The sequence below is a fragment of the Halobacillus amylolyticus genome (assembly GCF_022921115.1).
In the GTDB taxonomy this organism is placed as follows: Bacteria; Bacillota; Bacilli; order Bacillales; family Halobacillaceae; genus Halobacillus_A; species Halobacillus_A amylolyticus.
Genome location: NZ_CP095075.1, coordinates 3,712,162 through 3,727,635, shown reverse-complemented (window position 1 = coordinate 3,727,635; position 15,474 = coordinate 3,712,162). Strand labels below are relative to the sequence as shown.

The window sequence follows — 15,474 nt, the reverse complement described above, 5'->3', positions numbered from 1 at the left end:
AGAGCAGGTGAATAAAAGATCACCTGCTCCTTGTTCAATTATTGTTGTTCGTTTATTTGCTCTGCTTGTTTCTGTGCCTTCTTCAATGCATCTTCTGCCTCTGCTTCACCGAGAAGTACTAAGTTGATTGCTTCAAATAATGGGGTATTAATCTGTCCCCACCCTACTACATCCGGAGAGAAGACAACATTATCAAATTGCTTGGCTACTTGCGGCTGTTGCTTCATCTCTTGGAACTCCTCACTTTGATAAACAGCTTTAGAGGCAGGAGCTTGCCCTGATTCTGCCCAAGCCATTCCGTTATCTCCAACATATTTCAGGAAGTTTGTAATGCCTTCCACTTTCGCATCGTCTACACCTTTAGGAATCACGAAGTTGTGTGAGTTTGCGAAAACGGCCTGTTGTTCCGTTCCAAGCTGTGGTACAGGAGCAACACCATAGTTAATTCCAGCATCTTCCCACTGTTTCATCATCCATGGACCATTTAAGTGCATCGCATTTTTACCTTGTAAGAAAAGTGTAACTTCTCCATCTTGTTGTACGTCAGCAGGAGATACTCCATGCTCTTCAATTAAAGATTCCTGAAACTTAAGAGCTTCTACAACTGGATCTGAAGTAAAGTTAACTTGCCCGTCTTTATAAAGTTCGCCGCCATTTTGAGCGACAATTGTAGGGAAAATGAATTGCTGCGGCCAAAGTGTTGGCACAACAAATCCATACTGGTTCTTTTCTTTGTTCGTTAACTTTTTAGCATATTCCAAAAACTCCTCGCGATTTTTAGGAGGTGTATTTGGATCTAACCCAGCCGCTTCGAACAAATCTTTATTCCAATAGAGCATAAGAGGGTGGATATCAAGCGGTACACCATAAAGGCTGCCATCTACCATCGCGCCTTCCCAGCCTTTTTCATGATATTGTTCTTTCTTCACTGTTTCCCCTACCACTTCATCAAGGTTCATTAATACGTCCTTTTTGGCGTATGTAATGATTTGATCGCCATGCATAATCATGACGTCTGGCATGTTCTGTTCACCGTTTACAGCAAGGTCAACTGTTTTGTAATATTCAGTTTGCGGTACAATTTGAAAATCTACCGTATATTCATCTTGGGATTCATTATATTGATCGACAATTTCTTTCATTTTTGGTCCATCTGGTCCAGAGAATGGCCCCCATAACGTAATTGTTTCTCCACTTCCACTACTCCCGCCATCTCCTGAGGAGTTGCTGGAACAAGCTGTTAATATACCAATAAATAAGACCACCATTGCAACTAAAAACCATTTTGTCTTCATAATAATTCCCCCTCTTTTAATTTCAGTAACCGCTTTCACGAACTTCAAAAAGATAGTTAATTAAATAAATTAATTAACTTAAGTTGTAGTTTACACATCTTTCTGAAAAGTGTCAACAGTTATCGAATTAAAATATCTGGTCGTTTAAATACTTGCCCATTTATTTCGATATCTTTGTACACCCAGTCTCCTGTGTACGTTAAAAATTCCGTCCCATTCTCAGTGACAGCGATCGTATCTTCAGATTTCACTCCCGGTAATGCCGGATTCCAAGTAAAGGTTTGATTCACTTGAACGTTTTCTGTTGAAGTAGGAGTTGCTAGGAATTCTCTTGATGAATAGCCAGTCAGTCCTCCCTGGTGAAGCTTCTTCCAATCTTCGGGGTAGCCAGTTTCCTTGTACGCTTCTATCCCTTTGCTAACGATACTGCCTATAGTTACACCTGGTTTAGTTGATTGATTATAAACAGCGTCGATATAAGCTACCTTTTCCGCTCTTTCTTTTAAATCACGATCCATTTCTCCAAAATGAACCACCCGAGTTACATTAGCAACAAGTCCTCCTCTTTCGGCACATAAAACGAGCAAAGCATGCTTTTCTAACTTTTTCCCCGTGGCTATTGGATGACGATACTTGTAAATACGCTCATCGGTTGCGACTAAGGCAACATCGATATTCATCCCCTTAGATACACTTTTCTTCATAAGTTGTGCAGCTATTTCATATTCCGTTTGTCCAGGTTGAACTTCCATGGCTGTACTTTCTAATGCCTGTGCAGCTTCAAAGCAAAGCGTTCGATATCGAGATAGCTCCGATTCAGAAAGAACAGATCGGATCAATGCCAACTTGTGATCAACGACCTCAAAGTTAAGAAAAGGGGTATCTGCCGCCACGCTCATTCCTTTTGTATAATTCCCTATCACCTGATCCAAATCGTCATACCAATTAACACTCACAACTTCTGCCGGGAAATCACTTAGTTCCTCGTCTACAATGCGATCTTTTTCCATATTTGCCGTAAAGACAACCACTTTGTCCCTTAAAACTAATAAGTCAGCTACACCTAAGGAGGTCTGTAAAACAATATGGTTCCTCTTTCCCTCCGTTAACCAAGAAAAGTTATTTTTCTGTCTTAATAAAATACCTTCATAATTATGGTCGCTCAAGAATTGTTTTACTTTATTCATTGGTTTCATCCATCTTCTCTCCCTTTAATTGAATTGAGGGCTTTCTATATCATTTTCACTTGGCGTTTTTCGTTGTACAGTCGGCCACCCTTCTTCCCAAATAATCGGATCAAGCATGAGGGGCCTCCGTGACGCACCTGTCCATAGCAGAGGATCAGTACGGTCAATGGCATGATACAAAATCCAGTCCCTTCCTTCGTCATCTTGAATAATGGCGTTGTGGCCAGGGCCAACAAATTTTGAATCTTCATATCCTGCTAATATCTCTGTGCCTCCATTATTTAATAAGTCTTTACCATCTTTATCGACATAGTGGCCTTTGAGCTCGTCTGATCTTGCAACAGCCACATTGTATGTACTATTTTCACCTTCGCAGCAGGATCCCCGTGAACCAAAGAAATAAAAAGCACCCTCCTTTTCAATAATATAAGGGGCTTCATAGGCATCTCCTGCAATTTGAAACTTTTCCCCCTGGGTTTGAAGTCCATCTTGGCTCATTTCAATTCCATAAATTCCGTGAAAGCTGCCCCAAAATAAGTAATTCCTGCCTTCATCATCTTTATAGAAAAACGGGTCTATAGAATTGTTCACACCTATTTCCTTACTGTCGAAAATCTTTCCCTTGTCCTTGAATGGGCCTTGAGGTGATTCAGCTGTGGCTACACCAATTCCCGGATTGGGGTCCCCCATACTGAATAGGAGTAATATAAATAGTATTGATTGTTGATTTTTGTAATATCTGGAGCCCATAATCCTCCAGTCTGTTTCCAGTCAGGTTTTTGTTCAAAGGCTTCCCCCACATATTCCCAATCTGTTAAATTTTGCGAACGGACAATGGGAATAAGTTTAGTGTCTGTTTCTTCTCCCCATGCGTCTTCAGTTCCATAAGCATAGAAAGATCCATCATCGGCTTTTATTACTGTCGGGTCTGCTAATACAGGTTCAAATACTGGATTTGTGTAATTTTTTTCTTGAATGCACCCACTAATCAACAGAACCACTCCCAACCCTAAAAAAATGATGACACTTTTTCTTAACATACGTTTCCCCCTCCTTTTTGTAAAAGTTAGTTAATTAAATTAATTATGTAATATGTTATACTATTATTACCAAAACATTCAAGACATTTATTTAGCTTTGGAGGGAAACACATGAACACCCAAATCAGAGGCAGCTTCCAGTGGATGAAATCGTTAAATAAATCAATTATTTTAAATAAAGTTCGTCTGGAGGGTCCAATCAGCAGAGCAAAGATCGCTAAACAAACACAGCTCACGCCGCCAACTGTAAGTAATATAGTTAAAGAATTACTGGAAAGTCAGCTGGTCATCGAAAGCACACAGGGTGAATCCAGCGGCGGGCGAAAGCCTACGATGCTTGAAATTAATGCCCAAAACTTTTACGTAATAGGTCTTGATGTAGGACCTAAGTTTTTGCGATCAATCTTATCTGATTTAAATGGGACCATTCTTTCATCCGATATTGTAAAGATTCCTGAACAAGTTACTATTACAAAGCTTGTTGAGATGATGAAAGAGGCTGTTCACTCTATTACCGAATCAAATCAAGATAGCAAGGAGAAGTTCATTGGCATTGGTATTGGGATGCATGGTGTAGTTGACGTAGATAAGGGCATTTCCTTATATGCTCCCTCCCTCCAACTAAGAAACATCTCTCTAAAAGAAATATTTGAAGAGGAATTCAACCTGTTAGTGAAAGTAGAAAATGATGCACGTGCACTTGCTTTAGGAGAATCATGGTTTGGGAACGGGAACGGCACCCAGAATGTAATTACTGTTAATGTGGGAAGAGGTATAGGTGCAGGAATTGTCATTGATGGCAAGTTGTTTCGAGGTAAAAATCAAATCGCTGGTGAGGTCGGTCATATGACCGTCGATATTGCAGGACCGCAATGTGACTGTGGAAATCACGGCTGTCTACAGACACTTGCTGCCGGACCTGCTTTAGTAAAAAGGGCTTTAAGAGGGATGTCTATGGGAACCTCTACTACGATACCCGACTTTATTGAAAATATTGATTTAGAAGAGTTATCGGGCAATGATATTTTTCAAGCTGCTAAAGCAGGGGACATCTTTAGCAAAGATATCCTTTATGAGACAGGTGTTTACTTAGGTATTGGGCTTACAAATATTATCCATACTCTTAATCCCGATCGTATTGTGGTAGGGGGAGGAGTTTCAAATGCCGGAGATTTTATTCTCAACCCTATAAAAGAAACAATACAAAAGAGATCGTTAACCAAAGAGGCCAAAGAAACAGAAATTGCCTTATCCATGCTTGGTGATTATGGCACAGCCTTAGGCGCCGTTTCCTTAGTGTTAGTTGAACTATTTACCAAATAAGAAAAAGGACTGCAGACCAACTGATCTGCAGTCCTTTTCCCGGCTTATAACATCCTAAATACTGGATGACCTGAGGTGGTAATTATTCACAAAGACTAGAGCGAGTGTTTATTTACATACATATCAGGATCTTCGTAGGTTACTGGGGTGTCAGGGATTTCCACATTATTTCATGGTCAAGGATGTAAATCATGTCTGGGTGATTGTCGAGCAGTGGAGCAGTGAAGCGTAAAATTGAAGTTGCTCATGAATTGGACTATCGTTAGCTGGCTTTTGGAATCTATCAAAAATACTTCTTAACAACCCATAGTTTTCTTACTGTTTACTCTTATTCGCCATGACATCATTCCTCCTACGACATAGAATTAAAAGATGTAAATGTTTGATATAATTACAATATAAAACCATGGAAATAAAACAATATGTGTCAAAAATTTCTTAATAGATAAATTCTATTTTAGGAAACAATATACTATTAAAAACAAAAAAAGGTCCCAAATCGGGACCTTTTTATCATGCTTATTTATAAATAAGCACTTTACCTACTGTACCATCCTTACTTTGCCCTGCAACACGGAACTTAAGACCATGCTCTGGGACATCACGTCCAGCATCAACCATACCTTCGTTCAGGTAGTTCGCGCTATCATCAAATAACGGTGTACGTTTCGTAAAGTTGTCTTTCATTGTTCTGCCGAGAAGATCACTGTAGTCAATGAACATTTTCTCTGTCTTATCTAGACTAAAGGCAGCATCATGGATCTGGTAACGAGTGGAAGCCACTGTACCGTCACTCCAGTTAAGTGTGTGCTGATCAGCATCTACTACACCAAGGAAACCGTCACCTGGATGGATACCTGTCCAGTTTTCAGTATACTTATCATCAACATACCATACAACTAAACCTGGATCATATTCCATTAGACTGTTTCCACGGCGAAGATTAGCAAGTCCTCGATCGACACCGTTGTGGCTACGCCATTCTAGTAAATAATAATGTTCAGAAGTTTTCGCACCGTCAGATTTAGTAAAGCCGTTTAATTCGAAGCTGCTTTCGCTTTCTGCATCATCAAACACAACTTCTTCCCCATCAGCTTGAATACTGATATCGTCTGCGTAGAATCCTGGCAAAATAGCTGCCGCATCTGTTTTGTACTTAAAGCCTACTTCCACTTCTTGTCCTACATAGGCGGAAAGGTCGAAGCTAACTTCTATCCATCCCTCAGAAGATCCGGTAATTCCATTTCCAAGATTATTTCCGTGTGGATTTTCAGTAGTTGTGATAGCACCTTTAATTGGCTCACCATCCACTGTCACATAAGCATAATCCCAGTTGTTCTCAATGTCATACCACGCTTGAAATGTCAACTCTGCGTTTGAAGCATTTGTAAGATCAACAGTTTTTGTCATCGTGTTTTCCAAACTGTTGTCACTGCCACTAAAGTATTCATACTGACCACTAAACGGTTCATTCACGACTGTTTTCTTATCTGGTAATGTTACTTTCACGGCGTCACTATTTGTTCCTTTGGTAACACCTTCATCAAGTAATACTTCAACACCTTGCTCGGAAACCTCATCTAAACTGATTTCAGTACCGGTCAACCAGTTCCCGCCAGCAGTACCTTGAAGCATTTCTTTTGCATAAGGACTAAAACCTGTTGGCATTGTTCCAGGAATATCGCCTGCCCAGCTGCCGCTTGCCATAATAGACCAGTAGGCTACTGGTTCACCAGTACCTGAATACTGCGTGTCATACTCATCTGGGAGACCAAGGTCGTGACCAAATTCATGCGCCATTACCCCAACTGCACCATCCTCAGGCTCAATTGTGTAATCAAATGCAGCCATCTGTCCGCCCCATCTATTTACAGTTGACTCTGTACCTTCAATTGGAGTAGGCTTTGCAAGACTCCAGCGGTGAGACCAAATGGCATCTGAACCTAGTGATCCGCCACCCGCTTCTTCACCAACACCTGAGTGGATAACCATAAGATGGTCGACTAGTCCGTCTGGTTCCAGATAGTTTCCATCACCATCAAGGTCATAACGATCCCATTCATCAAAATCACTCAAATCTACTTTAGGGTCTTGAGCCGCAGCATTCAATGCTTCTTTAACAAGACCACGGGGGTTTACATCACTTCCATCTGGATCCGGATCATTTGCACCGTAATAAGCAGCCTCGTGTTCAGCTGTGTACCATCCTGCAACGGTTCCCTCAACAGAATAACTTCCGCCAGACTGCTGTTCATAGTATTGCTGCATAGATACATAGTTTTTTCCGTCTGGACCTGTCCAGCCGCCATCACCAAACAACATATCCTCGTAATGCTCTTTAGAATAGGCGTTCTCACCATCATAATACATGTCTGTTTCACTTGCTGACATAGAATTATGAGGCTTGTCCGGATATTCGACTAGTAAAACTAAAACATTATCCGTACGTTTTTCACCGTTCCAAGCTTCTTCTTCTACTGAATCTACTTTGTTCTTCTTCGCTTGTCCCAGCTTATTACCTTTGCCATTCGTCATACTATTATTCTTCGCATTGTCTTGTAGCTTGGCACGATTCTCCTGCTTCTCTTTGTACATTTTTCCTTTATTGTCTTTTTTGGCTTTTTCAGAGGCTGCATCCGCTTTAGATTTTAAGTAGCTATTCAACACTTCTTTTGCTTCAGCTGGTGAAGCATTTTTTGATAGTTGACCGCTTTCTTTCAACATCTCTATTAATCGCTCATCATTGGCGATCGCGACGTCAAAAGGTGAACCTCCCTTATTATGAGCGTGGGACTTATGTACATCTGACTGAACTTTGCCAGGGCTTTCAAGGGCACTTGCGCTTAATGGACCAAACGCTAATGTCAGAGCCAGGGCTGAGGTAACAATTTTACTAGACTTCTTCAAAATTATTTCTCCCCTTTCTAGACTTAATGATATGAAATCACTATATACAAATATAGCAATTTATTCAGAATAATCAATCGCTTGAATAGAAATAATTTACAAATAATTAATATTACCTAAATACCAATTTAAAGTATTAAAGTAATTTATAGGTAAATAGAATTATGTAATAAACTTCCACCTCAGGTCATCCATAAAATGGATGACCTGAGGTGGAAGTTATTGGATTATCTGAAAATATGAAAAGCCTGCTATTTGAGCTACAATAGCTCGGATAGCAGGCTTTTTTCAGGATGTCTTACTCGACACCTTTAAATGCAGTCGGTAAAATGCTGAAAATGATAAGAAGGAAACGAGTGATCCCGTAAATAGTGGGATCATTAAGGGAAAAACATAGAGACTGATATACAGTATAATCCCCGAGCTGATCGCAACCGCAATAAACAGCAGTGGACTTCCTATCGTAATCAAGAATGAATGTTTGAACATGGCACCTAGATTCATATCATAATGAACAATTACCGAAAAAAGATTCAACGTCCATACGAAGACGAGAATACCCATAATCATAAACAGATTCATTAATAATTCATTTCGGCTGGAAAAATAATAGATATCAGCAATCAGTACTCCCCATACAATGACCAAAATCAAACCGCCGACGAAACTAGTCTTGTAATTTTCTTTATAGTAGCTGAGGAATGCTCGTGTATGACCCGCGTCCTCTTCTTTTCTCACCCATTCACGAGCTTTCGCAAATAGCGCTGTAGTAGCAGGGAAAAACAAAAATGGCAGCAGCACAATCAACGGGACCATTAAATACAGCGTCCCAGCATTATTTTCTAAGTATAATAAACTGAGAAGGAGAAGTCCGATCGGTAAATTGTACAGCGCCCACAGCAAGTTTGACAGTGAAAATCGCATGATCCATTCACTGATCACATAAAACCCGCCCATTACACCAGTATTGCTTTTCACGATCAACCTCCTCCTTCCTATACCAGCTAAATTATGCCCACCACATATCGGCAGGTGGTTCTTCAATATTAACAGCCTTCAAGTTTTTCACTGCTTGATTGAACCCTTCACTGATCGACATGATCGGATCTTCATGTTCGATACTGATTACATGATCGTAACCATATGTGCGAAGCGCACTTACAATGTTAGACCATTCCTGTATTCCGTGTCCATAACCGACCGAACGGAAACTCCATGCACGCGTTTTGACTTTAGAATATGGCTGCATGTCTGTCAATCCGTACATATTAACGTTCTCCTGATCAATGTACGTATCTTTTGCATGAAAATGGTGGATCGCCCCAGCATTCCCTAATATTTTAATAGCAGCAACAGGATCGATACCTTGCCACCACAGATGACTCGGGTCAAGGTTGGCACCTATCGTATCATTCGTAGCTTCGCGTAGTTTCAACATTGTGTACGGTGTATGCACAAGGAACCCCGCATGCAGTTCAAGTCCTACCTTAACACCATGTTCTTCAGCAAATTTACCTTGTTCCTTCCAATAGGGAATCAATTTCTCATTCCACTGCCACTCTAACACCTCAGAATACTCAGCGGGCCATGGAGTGACGGGCCAGTTCGGCGACCTGTCCGCTTCAGACCCTCCTGGTGTTCCCGAAAACGTATTGACGACTGGTACATCAAGTAGATTAGCTAATTTGATCGACTTAACAAAAGAATCGTGTGACTCCTGAGCAAATTTTTCATCTGGAGAAATCGGGTTTCCATGACAGCTGAACGCACTGATCGTCAGCCCACGAGAGTGAACCTTTTCCAGGAATTCGGAGCGTTTGTCTTCGCTTTCAAGCAGTTCATCTACGTTACAATGGACTGTCCCAGGATAACCTCCTGTCCCGATTTCAACGGCTTTCAGGCCGGAATCTTTCACATGATCGAGCATGTCTTCAAATGATTTATCGGCAAAAAGCACAGTAAATACGCCTAGTTTCATGACAATCTCCTCCATTCGAAATTATGCTAGTTTAATACTTGAACTTGTTGCACTGCTTTTATAAATCGCTTCCATCAGTTGGGTCACCCTTAGTGCCTGTTCAGGTTTGACGATTAATTCTGACTCCCCTAAACAGCTATCAACAAAATTCTTCGCTTGTAAAAATCCCGGACTGAGGTTATCTTCAGGCAGCTTGGCTTCGGTATTCCAAACCGTTCCGTACTTCGTCTGATAAAGTGCAAACGGGTAGACATCCATGCCGCCATCGACACCAGAAATGCTTAATGTTGTGTGATCTTCCCGGATATTGGCTGCCCATGAACATTCAAATTGCATCGACAGGCCGTTTTCAAAAGTAATGTAGCCTGTTACATGGTCATCGACATTGAATGTTTCATGATCGAAAACGCCCCAATCGTTCACCTGGCCAGGTGTTTTGCTTAAACGATCATATGTTTTCCCGATGACTTCAACAGGTTTAGGATCGTCAAGCAGCCATAACGCTAAATCAAGCAAGTGGCAGCCAAAATCGATTAAGCTACCGCCGCCTTGCAAGTCTTTATTCGTAAATACGCCCCAACCCGGCACTTTACGGCGGCGCATCGCTTGTACGCGTGTCACTAATGGATCACCGATTTCACCGTTAAAAATCGCTTCCTTTGCTAACTTCGCCTCTGGTGTGTAGCGGTAGTGGTAGGCGATCGATAGCAGACGATTATTTTTCTCTGCTGCTTCAATCATGGCTTCACATTCTTTTGTCGTCATTGCCATTGGCTTTTCACACAGGACGTGAATGCCTGCATTAAGCGCAGCTACAGCAATTTCCGCATGAAACTTGTTTGGTGTACAGATTGTCACGGCATCGACCACTTCAAAAAGCTGCTCATATTTTTCAAAAACGTGCGGGATATCAAACATCGTCGCCACTGATTCAGCCCGATCGATATTTATATCCTGGATCGCTGTCAGCTCTACTGTCTCCGTCATTTCGGCAAAAGCAGGAATATGCCGCTGCTGGGCAATCCCACCGACACCGATCACTCCCATTTTCAATTTATTCATACGACATCACTTCTCTAACTTTGAAATTTTGCGTGTTTCACCTGATTCAAGTGCAGCCAAAATTACTTCTAGCGAACGTTTTCCTTCATGTCCATCGATCAGCGGCTGCTTATTATTCAAAACACAATCAACAAAATGATCGATCACATGTGTATTCGTCTGACCACCTTCCTCATTTGACTGAATTTGACCAAGCTCATATTTTACGATCTCACCAGTAGCATACTGAGCAACAAGTGAATGAACGGCATCGTCCTCTAAACGTAATGTAGCTTTTTCTCCATAAATAATTGTTGAGTTATCCTCTTCAGGCTTGTATGCCCAGCTGGCTGTAAGCGTTCCAATTACACCAGATTCGGTACGCAATATACAAACCGCGTTATCATCGACTGAAATTCCTTCCTTAGCGTTATTTTCAATAAACCCAGCGACATTAACGAATTCTTCTCCCAGCAGGTAGCGAAGCAAATCGGCTTTATGTACACCAAGATCGCCCATCGCACCGATAAAGGCCTGATCTTTTTTGAAGAACCAGCTATCCGTCCCATCTGCACTCCAGCCTTCAGGGCCGCCGTGTCCAAACGTAGTTCGGAAGCTATAAACTTTCCCGACCTCTCCTGATTCAATCAACTGACGAGCTTTTTCATGGGAAGCCACAAACCGCTGGTTATGTGCGATCATTAGTTTCTTGTCATTACGCTCAGCCGCAGCAATCATCTCTTCCGCTTCTTCACGTGACGTCGCCATCGGCTTTTCACACAAGACATGTGCTCCTGCGTTCAATGCCGCAATTGATACCGGTGCATGTAAGTAGTTTGGCAAGCATACGCTAACGGCATCTACATCTTCCTTTTGCAAAAGATCCTCGTAATTCGTGTAAGAACGGGCACCAAACGCTTCCGCAGTTACCATGGCACGCTCTTCTACAATGTCACAAACCGCTATGATCTCCACTTGATCATTCGCTTCATACTCCATCAAATGACGATTTTGTGCGATACTTCCACACCCGATAATTGCTACTTTCAAATTAGCCATTGATTCTCCTCCTACTTTTCAGAAATATCCTCTAAAGGTTGGGAATTGCCATATACATTCTTCGGTGTGCCTTCATTATTGGCCCACTTCACACCATTTTGAATTACTTTTTGTACATCTTTATGATAGTAAGTCGGATACGTTTCGTGCCCTGGGCGGAAGTAGAAGACCTTGCCGCGGCCACGCTTGAACGTTGCTCCGCTGCGGAATACTTCGCCACCCTCAAACCAGCTTAAAAAGACAAGTTCATCAGGTGCCGGAATATCAAAGTGTTCCCCGTACATTTCTTCCTTCTCGATTTCGATATATTCGCCAAGCCCCTCTGTGATCGGATGTGTTGGGTCAACCACCCACATACGCTCACGGTCATCAGCCTCACGCCATTTCAGATCACATGACGTCCCCATCAGCTTTTTGAATACTTTGGAAAAATGGCCAGAGTGCAACACAACGAGTCCCATCCCATCTAAGACGCGTTGTTTCACTTTTTCAGCGACTTCATCTTTCACCTCGTCATGAGCTTTATGTCCCCACCAGACTAGTACGTCCGTATTGGCAAGTACCTCATCCGTCAGACCGTGTTCTTCTTCATCAAGTGTCGCGGTTTTAACGACATGGTCATCTCCTTCAAGGAATTCTGCTATACATGTATGAATCCCTTCAGGATAAATGTCTGTAACGACTGGATTTTCTTTTTCATGGCGATATTCGTTCCATACTGTAATATTCATTGTATTCGCTCCTTTTTCATTACTAAAGTGGCAAACGTTTGCATCTTTCCCCATAGGAAAAAGCGTATGTACTCAAAAGTTAACAAGGTCTTTTTTAATACAAGATTCTCTTTCTACAATTGTTGTTGGCACAATTACGCTTCGTTTTAGCATCTTAGGATCATGCAGCAATTGAATCAAACTATGACAGGACTCGTATCCTAACTGGTAAGAGTTCGTATCTACCGTCGTTAATGGCGGATTAGACAATTTGGCAATCACCGTATTATTAAACCCGATTATGCTTACCTCTTCTGGCATCTTAATGTTCCGCTCTTGCAATGTCGCCATAACTTTCAAGGCATTAAAATCGTCTGTAATCACTAACCCAGTAGGCGGTTCAGGCAAGTCCATCAATTCATTGATGATCTGTTTGCTATCTCCATTTTCAATTTCTATATTTTTTAAATAGCTGTCAGGTAAATTCAAATTGTGTTCATTTATTGCATACTTGAATCCTTCCAATCGGGCATTCGCAACTTCAAAGTGGGAATCCCCCCGATAAGACCAATTTTCTCATGACCAAGATTAATTAAGAAGTTGGTCGCGTCTCGACAGGCCTGGACGTTGTCATTATCTACATACATCACATTGGATGAATCGACAAGTGGCTTCCCAATCAACACAAACGGGAAATCATGTTCCATTAAATAAGGAACTACTTTATCATCCTTTTTAGAATAAAGGACAATAACTCCATCTACCCTCTTTCCCTGGACCATTTTGACCACATCATTATAAATCGCTTCCTCTGACTCACCTGTTGTTAGATTGATACTGTAATCTTTTTCATGACAAGCCCTGCTGATCCCTCGCAGTAATTCTGAGAAAAAGGGATTCTCAAATGAATGACTCGCTGAATTCTTCATAACAATACCAATTGTCTGGGTGGATTGGCTGACGAGCACACGAGCATTCAAATTAAGATGATATCCCATCTCTTCCATAACCTTGCGTACTTTACGTTTCGTTTTCTCACTAATTCTCGGATTATTTGAAATGACACGAGAGACCGTGGACGGAGCCACGTTCGCCTGTTTTGCAACATCTTTAATTGTGACCGACACGTTCTATCTACTCCTTAATCATATTTGCCTTAAGCCTACTTGACAGCCCTTCAGAAACCCCTTTGATAATTTGCTTCTGTGCAAAGAAGTAACCGATGATGACTGGGATGATCGCGATCGTCAGCCCTGCCAATGCCAAATGCCACTGCTTCGTATACTGGCCGAAGAAATAAAACATTTTCAAAGGAATCGTGGCATTGGCTTCACTAAGAACAAGAGAAGGCAACAGATAGTCGTTCCAGATCCAGATTGTATTTAAGATCCCCACCGTCACGGAAATTGGTTTCAGTAGAGGGAAAATGATATACCAAAACAATTGAAAACGGTTGGCCCCATCAATGATCGCCGCTTCATCCATCGTTTTAGAAACACCTGTCATCGCCCCATGGTAAAGGAAGATCGATAAACTGCACCCAAAGCCAAGGTACATGAAAACTAACCCACCCGCATTCAACATATTCGCTTGACCAAAAATCGATACAAGCGGAATCATCACCGATTGGAAGGGAATCAACATCGCAGCTACAAAGGTGAAAAAGATGATGCCACTAAGCTTACTTTTGTTACGAGCCAAGGCATATCCTGCCATCGAAGAGAACAAGATGATGACGGCAATACTCAATCCTGTGATCAACACCGAGTTGAAGAGAGATTTTAGGAACTCCAAATCAATAAACGCTTGCACAAAGTTTTCAAGTGCCAACGAGTCTGGGATGCCTAGAACCCCTTCGAAAATTTCCCGCTTCGTTTTAAACGCATTGACAATCATCAGATAGAACGGCGCAATCCACAGTAACCCTAAGGCAATACCGAGGATTTCGATTGAGAATAAATTCCGTTTTTCTTTGTTCTTCTTCATTACATCTCAACCTCCCGTTTCTTGTTGTAGTACACCTGGGTCAGCGCAATAACGGCAACGATTAAGAAGAAAATCACCGCTTTGGCTTGGGCATAGGCCATCTGATTGTCTGAAAAGGCTGTGCGAACAATTTCCATCGCAACCATTTGCGTGGAGTTGAACGGCCCGCCATTGGTCAGGGATAAGTTTTGGTCATAAATCTTGAAAGCCATCGACAATGTCAGGAACATACTGACGGTAAAGGCTGGGGCTACAAGCGGGAAGGTAATACTCTTAAACCGCTGCAATCCATTGGCCCCATCGATTTTTGCCGCTTCGATCAAGTCCTTTGGAATATTTTCTAAGTAAGCAATGTAAATGATCATAATGTAACCTGCCATCTGCCAGGCTGTCAGGATCACAAGCCCCCAGAACCCTGTACTCGTCGTCGAAAGCCAGCCTTGCAAATTCTCGATGCCGAACATTGTGCCGATATCGTCGAACACACTGACGAAAATAAACTGCCAGATGAATCCGAGGATCAGACCGCCGATCAAGTTTGGCATAAAGAATACCGTCCGAAGTAAGTTATTGGTTTTAATATTGCGGGTTACGAGTAGCGCAAGTCCAAGCCCCATGATATTCAGCAGAATGACCGTAACAACGGCAAACTTAACGGTAAACCAAATCGAGCTCATGAATTCGTCTTCTTGAAATAGATTGATATAATGTTCAAATCCTAAAAACTTGGTGGCCGTCAGCCCATTCCAGTCGGTAAAGGAAAAGATGAAGCCGTAGATGAATGGAATGACAACAACAAGACCCAACCCGAGAATAACCGGGGTGAGAAAAAGCCAAAACCAAATATTGCGATTATGCATGTGCACGCCCTCCAATGCTGATACAATAGTGTTGCTAACTAAGTTTATGCATGTGGATATGATATCGATTTCAGTCATCTAGTAAAAT

13 protein-coding genes and 1 pseudogene are annotated in these 15,474 nt (G+C 41.8%); 1 reads left to right on the top strand and 13 read right to left on the bottom strand.

Annotated elements, in window-relative coordinates:
• Window positions 1-38: 38 nt before the first annotated feature.
• The 4 genes from MUO15_RS18750 to MUO15_RS22250 all read right to left on the bottom strand — a co-directional run bounded on the left by MUO15_RS18750 (window position 39) and on the right by MUO15_RS22250 (window position 3,522).
• The gene (locus tag MUO15_RS18750) at window positions 39-1,295 is read right to left on the bottom strand and encodes an ABC transporter substrate-binding protein (protein WP_245031719.1); all 1,257 of its coding nucleotides are present in this window, start codon (window positions 1,293-1,295) and stop codon (window positions 39-41) included.
• A 119-nt stretch (window positions 1,296-1,414) separates the two neighbouring features.
• Window positions 1,415-2,491 carry a M24 family metallopeptidase gene (locus MUO15_RS18745; RefSeq protein ID WP_245031718.1) on the bottom strand — a complete coding sequence of 359 codons (1,077 nt, stop codon included), beginning with the start codon at window positions 2,489-2,491 and terminating at the stop codon, window positions 1,415-1,417.
• Window positions 2,492-2,506: 15 nt separating this feature from the next.
• The gene (locus tag MUO15_RS18740; protein WP_396266270.1) at window positions 2,507-3,172 is read right to left on the bottom strand and encodes a family 43 glycosylhydrolase; all 666 of its coding nucleotides are present in this window, start codon (window positions 3,170-3,172) and stop codon (window positions 2,507-2,509) included.
• Window positions 3,142-3,522 carry a family 43 glycosylhydrolase gene (locus tag MUO15_RS22250; RefSeq protein ID WP_396266269.1) on the bottom strand — a complete coding sequence of 127 codons (381 nt, stop codon included), beginning with the start codon at window positions 3,520-3,522 and terminating at the stop codon, window positions 3,142-3,144. Before MUO15_RS22250 ends, MUO15_RS18740 begins: the two co-directional genes overlap by 31 nt.
• Before the next feature lie 111 nt (window positions 3,523-3,633).
• Between MUO15_RS22250 and MUO15_RS18735 the strand changes: the two genes are divergently transcribed.
• A complete protein-coding gene (locus tag MUO15_RS18735; protein WP_245031717.1) occupies window positions 3,634-4,845 on the top strand; it encodes an ROK family transcriptional regulator in 1,212 nt (403 codons plus the stop codon).
• A 519-nt stretch (window positions 4,846-5,364) separates the two neighbouring features.
• Here MUO15_RS18735 and MUO15_RS18730 read toward each other — a convergent pair.
• The 9 genes and pseudogenes from MUO15_RS18730 to MUO15_RS18690 form a co-directional block, all read right to left on the bottom strand.
• Window positions 5,365-7,752 (bottom strand): immune inhibitor A domain-containing protein, encoded by a 2,388-nt coding sequence (locus MUO15_RS18730; RefSeq protein WP_245031715.1) that lies wholly within the window; start codon window positions 7,750-7,752, stop codon window positions 5,365-5,367.
• Between the two features lie 288 nt (window positions 7,753-8,040).
• A complete protein-coding gene (locus MUO15_RS18725; protein WP_245031714.1) occupies window positions 8,041-8,730 on the bottom strand; it encodes a YesL family protein in 690 nt (229 codons plus the stop codon).
• Window positions 8,731-8,761: 31 nt separating this feature from the next.
• Window positions 8,762-9,730, bottom strand: coding sequence for a sugar phosphate isomerase/epimerase family protein (locus MUO15_RS18720; protein WP_245031713.1), 969 nt, complete (start codon window positions 9,728-9,730; stop codon window positions 8,762-8,764).
• 21 nt (window positions 9,731-9,751) lie between these two features.
• Window positions 9,752-10,792 (bottom strand): Gfo/Idh/MocA family protein, encoded by a 1,041-nt coding sequence (locus tag MUO15_RS18715; RefSeq protein ID WP_245031712.1) that lies wholly within the window; start codon window positions 10,790-10,792, stop codon window positions 9,752-9,754.
• A gap of 6 nt (window positions 10,793-10,798) precedes the next feature.
• On the bottom strand, window positions 10,799-11,830 hold the full coding sequence (locus MUO15_RS18710; protein WP_245031710.1) for a Gfo/Idh/MocA family protein: 1,032 nt from the start codon (window positions 11,828-11,830) through the stop codon (window positions 10,799-10,801).
• An 11-nt stretch (window positions 11,831-11,841) separates the two neighbouring features.
• Window positions 11,842-12,561: a ThuA domain-containing protein gene (locus MUO15_RS18705; RefSeq protein ID WP_245031709.1), complete on the bottom strand. Its 720-nt coding sequence runs from the start codon at window positions 12,559-12,561 to the stop codon at window positions 11,842-11,844.
• 72 nt (window positions 12,562-12,633) lie between these two features.
• Window positions 12,634-13,667 (bottom strand): annotated as a pseudogene (locus MUO15_RS18700) (LacI family DNA-binding transcriptional regulator).
• A 7-nt stretch (window positions 13,668-13,674) separates the two neighbouring features.
• Complete coding sequence (locus tag MUO15_RS18695) at window positions 13,675-14,526, bottom strand: carbohydrate ABC transporter permease (protein WP_245031708.1); 852 nt, start codon at window positions 14,524-14,526, stop codon at window positions 13,675-13,677.
• Complete coding sequence (locus tag MUO15_RS18690; protein ID WP_245031707.1) at window positions 14,526-15,386, bottom strand: carbohydrate ABC transporter permease; 861 nt, start codon at window positions 15,384-15,386, stop codon at window positions 14,526-14,528. The genes MUO15_RS18695 and MUO15_RS18690 overlap by 1 nt, the downstream gene beginning before the upstream one ends.
• Window positions 15,387-15,474 lie beyond the last annotated feature (88 nt).